Source organism: Dysgonomonas sp. 521, assembly GCF_010501055.1.
In the GTDB taxonomy this organism is placed as follows: domain Bacteria; phylum Bacteroidota; class Bacteroidia; order Bacteroidales; family Dysgonomonadaceae; genus Dysgonomonas.
Map to the genome: position 1 here is coordinate 1 of NZ_QVMO01000193.1, position 2,546 is coordinate 2,546.

Genomic DNA, 2,546 nt, shown 5'->3' on the forward strand with positions numbered 1-2,546 from the left:
ATCTGCCCATAGGCTAAGCACCCGGCGCCTTGCCCCCTTTCACAGTGGTAGGTTTCCAAGCACTCGCCTCCGAACCGTACGTACACGTCTCCATGTATACGGCTCTCCATTAACTCATTCAGTCTATGCTGCCTGCGTGTATTTTGTGATGACATTTTATACATACTGCTAAAGTTTTACGTTTGCGAGCAATCATTTTAACTTCCCAATCTGATTTTCCTTTTAGGTTTTTGAGTTTACGGACATGGTGCATTTCGAGTTCATCTGTTGAACCACATAATTCACACACTCTGGCTTGCAGCCTTGTTATAAGTCCGTTTCTTCCACCGTTAATAGCAATCGTATTGGGAAGCCTGTCATTTAAGTTCACATCAGGCATTTCCTTACGTTTGAAACCCCTGTCGTAAAATTCTCGGTAGAAAGTATAACCTCTTTTATTTTTGTAAGGAATAGCAAAAACACCATTTTTCTTGTATTTCGCTATTATCTTTTTCTTGGAAGTACGATATTTGCCTGCATAGGTTTTATACATGCTGTATTCCATGATGTTATAAAAAGAGTCGATAACACAACTATTATTCGCAATAGAGTAGTAATTGTAGAAGCCCATGATTTCAGAATTGTATTGGCTGATAATTTCTAAATCATCCAGATTCCTCATGTAGTTACGTCCTTTGGGCTTCCAGACTTCTTTGCCATTCCTTTTTACAATTTTCATTGCATCATAGGCAAAGAGTTTATTCCGCATTACTTCGGTCGTAACGTAGAGAACAATCTTATGGTCATAGCTTCTTACAAGATGTCCGTTTTTATCCCTGTGTGTATCATTGGATTTGCGTACAAAGATGTCATATCCAAGGAATTTAGCTGATTTCTGTGCATTTGTTATCAGAGTTTTTTCTTCCGACAGTTCCAGTTTAAGTACATCATACATATAGTTTTTGATGTCTTCTTTAATCTGTTTACAGTCTTCTTTATTTCCAATAACACTTATCAGAAAATCATCCGCATACCTCACATATTTCAGACGTTTTATACTGCTGTCCATTTCATCTCCAGCTGGATATTTCAAACGTTCTTTTACAATTTCTCTAATCTGCTCATTCAGTTGTTTTCTTTCTGTTGCGTCTTTTACATTTTTGAGCTTCGACACCAACTTAGCCTTACGATGTCCGAATTGCTTTGCAATAGGATTTTCTTTTCTCCTTTTCCCCTTGTCGAATTTCTTGATATATTCTTTCATGTATTTGTCGAACTTATCAAGGTAGATATTAGCCAATATCGGGCTGATAATACCACCTTGTGGAGTTCCGTTATACGATTTATGAAATACCCAGTCTTCAACATATCCTGCATTCAGGAACTTACGAATCAGTCTTATGAACCTATCGTCTGCAATTCGCTCTTTCAGAATGTTAATAAGCACTTCGTGATTTATATTGTCAAAGAATCCTTTAATATCTCCTTCAATAAACCATTTTGTACCATTACATTTATTCTGAATGCTTTTAAGAGCAGTATGACAACTCTTCTGAGGTCTGAAACCATGTGAAGAATCTTCAAAACAGCCTTCATAAATTGCTTCCAAAATCATTCTTATGACTTCTTGTAGAAGTTTATCATAGAATGCAGGAATTCCTAAGGGACGTTTTTTTCCATTCTTTTTCGGAATATACGTCCTTTTCGAGGGGTAAGGGCGATACGTTTCATCTTTGAGCGTATCAATTAACTGTTTAATTTTAGGTATACTGAAGCCGTCAATGGTTTTTCCATCGACACCTTTGGTCATATTGCCTGGTTTTGCGTACAAATGCTTATAGGCAACGTAGTACATTTCTTCATTAAACAGAATCCTATACAGCCTGTCGAACTTGTAAGTCAAGTTGCTGCTGTGTTGGCATAGACTGTTTAATACTTTTTCCGGATTTCTCATGTCTCACACATTTTCCATTAATTATATTAAACTGAATTAACTGCTTCCCTTCGCCATGTACAAGGCTTTCCCTTGCTCGGACTACTACGGAAGCTCTGTTACCGTGCCGGATATTCAGGGACTATTCCCATAGCCTTACAACTGGCTTTCCGGTTTAGGTAATCCCCGTTTAGATACATAATAACATAATCTGAAATTCAGATTATTTTGGCATGATAGATTGTCGGATACGACTTTCGTCCTTTACTTTGTATGAAGTTGCGTCGTAGTAAGTTCTTTTGCTCAAAGCCCCTGCAAGGAGAGCTTGAGTACCACGATATGACGAGTTTCAATTCTTTGGGAATTGTATAACTACCTTACGTCAAAGCCTAACCATCTGACCGCTCAGACTATCGTTCAATCAATCCAGACTTTATCCTCATATCTATCGTTTCATCTAGCCACTCAGCCGAAACATGGTAGTTTGTCTGCTCGTGGCGTTCCCGACATGCGACACTCCCCGTCGTCTTTCGTTAACGGATAAGTCGGGTGATGATAGGTTATTTTTTCAAAGAACGCGAACCTAATAGCTTGCCAAAGCTATATTTATTATGTACCCTTACGGGCGCACCTG

The 2,546-nt window shown here is 38.4% G+C and carries 1 protein-coding gene; it reads right to left on the reverse strand.

Annotation, left to right across the window (positions count from 1 at the left end):
- Nucleotides 1-118: 118 nt before the first annotated feature.
- Nucleotides 119-1,933, reverse strand: a complete 1,815-nt coding sequence (locus D0T84_RS22025; RefSeq protein WP_163310063.1) for a reverse transcriptase/maturase family protein — start codon at nt 1,931-1,933, stop codon at nt 119-121.
- Nucleotides 1,934-2,546 lie beyond the last annotated feature (613 nt).

Bases quoted from the DNA above. Each gene is read 5' to 3' on its own strand.
- D0T84_RS22025 (WP_163310063.1), bottom strand. From the start codon at position 1,933: ATGAGAAATCCGGAAAAAGTATTAAACAGTCTATGCCAACACAGCAGC.